The organism is Mycobacterium sp. E3198 (assembly GCF_001667015.1).
Lineage (GTDB): Bacteria > Actinomycetota > Actinomycetes > Mycobacteriales > Mycobacteriaceae > Mycobacterium.
On sequence record NZ_LZIS01000232.1, the window covers coordinates 1 to 6,357 of the forward strand.

Here is a 6,357-nt window from a genome sequence, read left to right on the forward strand (position 1 = left end):
TCACCGAGACTATCGACACCTTGGCCCAGCGCATCGGACAGCGAGTACGCCTCGTCGCCCCGGCCTTGCTCGCTCTTCCGGGCTGCGCGGAGCTGACGGCGGCCAAACTGGTCGGCGAAACCGCCGGAGCGATCCGCTTCAAAAGCGCTGCCGCCTATGCCCGCCATGCCGGGGTGGCGCCTGTCCCGGTGTGGTCGGGGAACACCGCAGGCCGCGTGCGGATGACCCGCTCGGGCAACCGCCAACTCAACGCCGCCCTGCACCGCATCGCAGTCACCCAGATCCGCCTAGAGGGACTGGGGCAGGTCTACTACCGACGCCGCATCGCCGCGGGCGATTCCAAGACCGAGGCGCTGCGCTGCCTCAAACGCCGCTTAGCCCGCATTGTCTTCGGCCACCTTCAAACCGACGAACAAACCCGCCAAAAGCCTTGCCAACCGGCAGCGGCTTGACATAGGAGAAACGCATGACCGTTCTGCGAACCCAGGTCTGTGTGGCCGGCGGAGGTCCGGCCGGACTCGTTCACGCCCTGCTGCTCGCCCGTGCCGGCGTGCAGGTTGTCGTCCTCGAGAAGCACAACGACTTCCTGCGCGATTTCCGCGGCGACACGGTGCATCCCACCACGCTGCGGATCATGGATGAACTCGGGTTCATCGACGAGTTCTTGCGCCTGCCGCACACCAAGATCACGCGCGTCGCCTTCGACACCGACGGCTCGCTTCGCACCTTCGGCAACTTCAGTGTGCTCAAACGGATGGGCTTTCGGCAGCCCTATATCGCGCTGATGCCGCAGTGGGACTTCCTGGACTTCCTGGCCGAAAAGGCCAGCGCCTACCCGGAATTCACTTTGATCCGCAACGCCGAGGTCACAGAGCTCATCTTCGATGGTGAGCGCGTCGCGGGGGCGCGCACACCCGACCTCGAGGTGCACGCCGAGCTGGTGATCGGCGCCGATGGCCGCAAGTCCGCCGTGCGCGACGCCGCGGGCCTGACCCTCGCCGCCGCGCACTCGCCGATGGACGTCTTATGGTTCCGGCTGAAATGGCGTCCCGGCGACCCCCAGGAATTGTTCGGGGTCATCCGCCGGGGCCTGCTCATGGCCATGATCTACCGGGGCGACTACTGGCAGGTCGCCCATCTCATGCCCAAGGGCACCGACCCGCGCGCGGGTTCGCTGGAGGCATTCAAGGAGCGCCTGGTCGCCGCGCGGCCGCAGCTGCGCGAACACGTCGACGACCTGCACTCCTGGGACGACACCAGCTACCTCGACGTGCGGGTGGATCGGCTCGAGAAGTGGTGGCGCACAGGCCTGCTGTGCATCGGCGACGCCGCGCACGCCATGTCGCCGGCCGGAGGGGTCGGCATCAACCTCGCCGTCGCCGATGCGGTCGCCGCGGCGAATATTCTGAGCGGACCGCTTCGGGAAAACCGGCTGACCGATGCCGACCTCGCCAAGGTTCAGCAGCGCCGCGAGCTACCCGCCCGAATCATCCAGGCCGGTCAGGTATTCATCCAGAACCGGGCGGTCGAACCCAACCTGGTCGGCGACCTCTCCCCCATCCCCATTCCCAAGTTCGTCGGCCGCGGCCCCCTGCAGTTCATCCCGCCGATCATCGTCGGCCGCGGCTTCCGCCCGGAGCATGTCCGATCCCCGGACGTGCATGCCGGCTAGGAGTCGCCGGCCAGCGGATCGAACATGTGCGCCGGGTCGATACCGAGTTGTCTTGCCACGTGGCTGGCGTCCCAGTACTCCCGCCAGTGCGTGATGGCGCCGTCGCGGACCTCGAAAATCGCCGTGACGAAGAACTTCACGGTGACGCCATTCATCGCATTCACGTCGATTCGTTCGACCACGACGGTGTCACCGCTCGACACAATGGTGCGAATTTCGCTTCCCTCGATCATGCCCGTGGAGAGGCTGTTGTGCTTTTCGAGCTCGGCGCGCGCCGCGTCGCGTCCGACGACCACCGGCGACAGCGGCACGTGCAGCTGCCAGGCGAAGTCGTCCGCCATCAACGCGGCCATCGCGTCGATGTTCATGTGCTGGCCGTAAGCGGCATGGATGAAGTCGAGCACCAGCTGTTCGGTTTCGTTTTTGTTGGCAACGCCCTCTGACATGTCGCTCTCCCGGTCATACTCGCCCGATGCTTAAATAAATTGTTTGATTTAATGCTCGGGTTGGACACTATCCGGCGCGCCGGCTTGGAGTAAAGGCCTCGCTGCGGCCGAAAATTCGACCTGTTGTCTCAGCCCCGCTAAGGGATAATCGTCGCGTGACGACCAGGGCTCCAGGCGGGCCGACTCCGCTCTCGCACGCGTACTCGCCGCACGGCTAAGGCGGGTTCGCTACATGGCGGAGCAGGTCGTCGGCCGGCAAGCCGAAGTGCAAGCAGTCGCGGATTTTCTCGATGCCGCACTCGGCCAGCCGTGCGCTCTGGTCATCGAGGGTGAGCCCGGCATCGGTAAGACGACGCTCTGGTTGGATGCGCTAGACCGGGCTCGCGCGCGCGGGTTTCGCACACTGAGCTGCCGCGCCGCCGCAGCCGAGTCGGTGCTGGCGTACACGGTGTTGGCGGATCTGCTTGCCGAAGTGGACGATTCGGCCCTGGCAAACCTGCCGATACCGCAGCAGCAGGCCCTGGACGGCGCGCTGTTGCGTTACCAAGGCGAGGCCCACAACGTCGATCCCCGAGCGGTGGCGGCGGCGTTGGTGACCGTCATCGGGCGGCTCGCCGCCGGCAACCCGGTGGTGATCGCGATCGATGACTTGCAATGGGTGGACACGTCCAGTGCCAACGCGGTGTCGTACGCGGCACGCAGGCTGCCGCCCGGAGCGGCCCTGCTGTGCACGACCCGCAGCGGGCAGGAGCAAGAACGGCTGCAACTGCCGAGCCCGGACGGCGTGCGGCGAATCGGGTTGCGGCCGTTGAGCGTTGGGGAGCTGCATCAGGTCTTGTCGCGTCGGATGGGCAGATCGCTTGCCCGCCCCACGTTGCTGCGCATTCACGAAATCGCCGATGGCAATCCCTTTTTCGCGTTGGAGTTGACCCGGGAACTCGGGAGCAAGGGGCGTCCCTCCCGGTTGAGCATGCCCAGCAGCCTCAACGACCTGGTCCGCTCCAGGATTGGCCGGGTCGGTGCCGAGGACGTCTTGCTTGCCATGGCCAGCCTGCCCGATCCCACCGTGCCCGTGGTGGCGCGGGCCACCGATTCGACGCCGGATCAGGTGGTGCAGTCGCTCGCCGAGGCCGAGAGCCAGGCGGTGGTGGCCATCGACGGAAACCAGCTCCGATTCACTCACCCGATTCTGGCGCACGGCGTTTACGCTGCGGCATCGCCCCGTCGCCGCCGCGAAATGCACCGGCGGCTGGCCCAACTGGTCACCGAACCGGAGTTGCGCGCCCGCCACCTTGCGTTGGCAGACACCTTCGGACAGCCAGAGACCATGGCCGCCATCGACGCTGCTGCCGATATCGCCCGGGACCGAGGAGCGCCCGCCGCTGCCGCGGAACTGCTTGAACTTGCCTTTAGGCTGGGCGCCGACGACCCGGATCGGAAGATTCGTTGTGCCACCCACTATTTCGATGCGGGTGACCTGGGCCGGGCACGAGAGATTCTCGATCCGGTTGTCGCGACGCTTCCGGCGGGTACAGTCCGTGCCCGGGCATTGCACCAGCTGGGGTTGGTTCGCCTCTACGACGACAGTTTCCTCGAGGCGGCGGAGTTGTTGGAAGCCGGAGCGAGGGATGGCGGCGCTGACGCCGGCCTGCGGGCGCGCATCCTCGTCAGCCTGTCGTACGCTCTGCTCAACGCCGGGCGGACCCAGCAGGCCTATGAGCGTGTGCAACAAGCCGCGAGCGATGCCGAGAGCCTTGGCGCCGGAGACCTCCTGGGCGCCGCCCTCGGAATACGGGCCGTGATGGATTTCATGGGCGGGCAGGGATTCGACGAGCCCGCCTTGCGCCGCGCGGTCGAAATGGAGGATCGAAGCGCGCGGACTCCGTTGGCATTGAGACCTCACGTGCAGCTGACGCTCTTGCGTGCATGGACGGGTGAGCTTGCGCGGGCCCGAAATGAGCTGGCAGAGCAAGGTCGGCAATGTCTGGCCGTCGGCGAGGAAGGTGAGCTGATCTTCGTCGCCTTCCATCTCACCATGGTGGACATCTGGCTTGGCAGATTGGACGACGCAGCGATCACCGCGGACGCGTCGATGGAGCGGGCATCCCAGCTGGGCGGTGACTTCCCACTGTTTATTGCCCGCACCCTGCGGGCCGCGGTCGCCGCCTATGCCGGCCGCCTGGATGATGCCCGTTCCGACCTGGGCGAGGCGATTGAAGCCGGCCGACGTTGCGGCTCAACACGGTTGGCCGAGTGGCCCGCAACATTGGCCGGGTTTGTCGAGGTGTCATGCGGTGACTATCCGGCGGCCCTCGGCGCGCTTGAACCGCTGTTGCCCATGGTGCAGGTACTTCCGGGGGTCAGCGAGATCATTTCTTCGTCTTTCGTTCCCGACGCCGTGGAGGCGATGGTCGGTCTCGGGCGTTTGGATGAGGCAGAGCCGTTCGTCGAAGCGCTCGAGCGCAACGGCCGCCGGCTTGATCGCGCGTGGGCGCTGGCCGTCGGGATGCGCTGTCGCGCCATGCTGCAAGCCGGGCGCGGCGACCTCAGTGCCGCCGTGACGACGGCCGAGCTGGCGATCGCCGAGCATGAACGCCTGCCCATGCCGTTCGAGCGTGCGCGCACCCAGCTGTTGCTCGGTCAGCTGCAACGTCGTCAACGCCGCCGTGACGCCGCCACCACGGCTTTGCGGGAGGCCGCGCAAACCTTTCGGCGGCTTGGCACTGCGCTGTGGGCCGAGCGTGCCGAAGCCGAACTGGCACGCGGAATCTTCGGACGACGCCGGGACCGCGGGTTGACCGAAACCGAGGAACGCGTCGCCGAGCTGGCCGCCTCGGGCATGATCAACCGCGACATCGCCGCGGCCCTGTTCATCAGCGCCAAGACTGTGGAGGTCAACCTCAGCCGGATCTACCGCAAACTCAACATCCGGTCCCGCGCCGAGCTGTACCAAGCACTGCAGGCCTGGAAATTGGAAAATGATATGAGTAGGCAAACCCCTGATGTAAGCGATCGCCCGCGGCAATAGCGTGGCAACGGTGGCGATCGTCGAAGCGGGAACCGAGTCGTTTCTCGTCGAGTGGTATGGCCCGCACGCGCCCGCGCACTGGATCGGCGAAACCGCCCGGCGGCTCAACGATCGAGCCGCATCGGCCTCGGAACGCGGTGGCCGCGTCCGATTGCTGATGGCGGTTGCCATTCCCTCGGACGACTACGCGTTCGGTGTGTTTGCGGCCCCGTCGGCCGAGATTGTCGCCGAGATCTGCGACGACGCGGGCGCTCACCCGGAGCGGATCAGCGCCGCCGTGGGCTGGTGGAGCGGTCAGGACGGCTGATCGGCAACCGGAAGTGTAGGGATTTCCCTGATTCTTCGCTTCCGCTCGACCCCGACGATTAACCCACGTACTCGGTTCATCTCGCGCTTGCGCCGATTGGGTAGCGGAAGGGGTCACGATGTCTTTTTTGGTAGCGGTTCCGGAGATGCTGACGTCGGCGGCTACGGATCTGGAAAACCTCGGCGCCACGCTCGACGTCGCGCATGCGGCCGCGGCCTCCCCCACCACGGGCATGCTGGCCGCCGGGGCCGACGAGGTCTCGGCCGCGGTGTCGGCGCTGTTCGGCGAGTACGGGCAGGCCTATCAAACGCTCAGCGCGCAGGCGGCCTCGTTCCATCAGCAGTTCGTCCAGCTGCTCAACGGCGGCACGGCACAGTACGCGCTTGCCGAGGCCGCCAACGCCAACCCGCTGCAGACAATCGAGCAGGATGTGCTCGCCGCCATCAACGCGCCCAGCCTGCTGCTGACCGGACGGCCGCTGGTGGGCAACGGCGCCAACGGGGCCCAATTCTCCGGGCAAAACGGCGGGGACGCCGGATGGTTGTTGGGCAACGGCGGAGTGGGCGGCACGGCCGGCCACCCGGGCGGCCGGGGGCGCCGGCGGCCGGCTCGGCGGCATCGGCGGGACGGGGCGGAACCGGTGGCGGCGGGGTCGGCGGGGTCGGCGGGAACGCGGGCCTGTTCGGCTCCGGCGGCCCCGGCGGCATCGGCGGCGGCGGCCAGATCGGCGGGGCCGGCGGGGCCGGCGGTCGTGCCGCGTTGTTGGAGCCGTTCGGCGCCGGCGGGGCGGGCGGTACGGGCGGGGAGGGCGCCGGTACCGGCAACCAGGGCGGGGTCGACGCCACCGAGGACCCGTGGCATGGGCGGCCGGCTTCGGCCGTGCTGGTCCTGCCCCCGCCGTTGC

General features: G+C 67.5%; 5 protein-coding genes and 2 pseudogenes. 6 read left to right on the forward strand and 1 reads right to left on the reverse strand.

Annotated elements, in window-relative coordinates:
* Both A5673_RS24035 and A5673_RS24040 read left to right on the forward strand, forming a co-directional pair.
* A partial coding sequence (locus A5673_RS24035) for a transposase (RefSeq protein ID WP_156748568.1) occupies window positions 1-452 on the forward strand: 452 nt, incomplete at its 5' end.
* 14 nt (window positions 453-466) lie between these two features.
* The gene (locus A5673_RS24040; RefSeq protein WP_082958928.1) at window positions 467-1,672 is read left to right on the forward strand and encodes an FAD-dependent oxidoreductase; all 1,206 of its coding nucleotides are present in this window, start codon (window positions 467-469) and stop codon (window positions 1,670-1,672) included.
* On the opposite strand, the gene A5673_RS24045 is transcribed toward A5673_RS24040, so the two are convergent.
* Window positions 1,669-2,118 (reverse strand): limonene-1,2-epoxide hydrolase family protein, encoded by a 450-nt coding sequence (locus A5673_RS24045; protein ID WP_068238463.1) that lies wholly within the window; start codon window positions 2,116-2,118, stop codon window positions 1,669-1,671. The genes A5673_RS24040 and A5673_RS24045 overlap by 4 nt on opposite strands.
* 232 nt (window positions 2,119-2,350) lie before the next feature.
* Here A5673_RS24045 and A5673_RS24050 point away from each other — a divergent pair, with 232 nt between their 5' ends.
* The 4 genes and pseudogenes from A5673_RS24050 to A5673_RS30705 all read left to right on the forward strand — a co-directional run.
* Window positions 2,351-5,146 (forward strand): AAA family ATPase, encoded by a 2,796-nt coding sequence (locus A5673_RS24050; RefSeq protein ID WP_068238466.1) that lies wholly within the window; start codon window positions 2,351-2,353, stop codon window positions 5,144-5,146.
* A gap of 10 nt (window positions 5,147-5,156) precedes the next feature.
* Window positions 5,157-5,453 carry a hypothetical protein gene (locus A5673_RS24055; RefSeq protein ID WP_068238470.1) on the forward strand — a complete coding sequence of 99 codons (297 nt, stop codon included), beginning with the start codon at window positions 5,157-5,159 and terminating at the stop codon, window positions 5,451-5,453.
* A 145-nt stretch (window positions 5,454-5,598) separates the two neighbouring features.
* Window positions 5,599-5,793, forward strand: a pseudogene (locus tag A5673_RS30700) (PE family protein); the annotation flags it as partial.
* Between the two features lie 467 nt (window positions 5,794-6,260).
* Window positions 6,261-6,357, forward strand: a pseudogene (locus A5673_RS30705) (hypothetical protein); the annotation flags it as partial.

Excerpts from the sequence above, each read along its gene's own strand:
- A5673_RS24040 (WP_082958928.1), top strand. The coding sequence starts at position 467 with ATGACCGTTCTGCGAACCCAGGTCTGTGTGGCCGGCGGAGGTCCGGCC.
- A5673_RS24045 (WP_068238463.1), bottom strand. The coding sequence starts at position 2,118 with ATGTCAGAGGGCGTTGCCAACAAAAACGAAACCGAACAGCTGGTGCTC.
- A5673_RS24050 (WP_068238466.1), top strand. The coding sequence starts at position 2,351 with ATGGCGGAGCAGGTCGTCGGCCGGCAAGCCGAAGTGCAAGCAGTCGCG.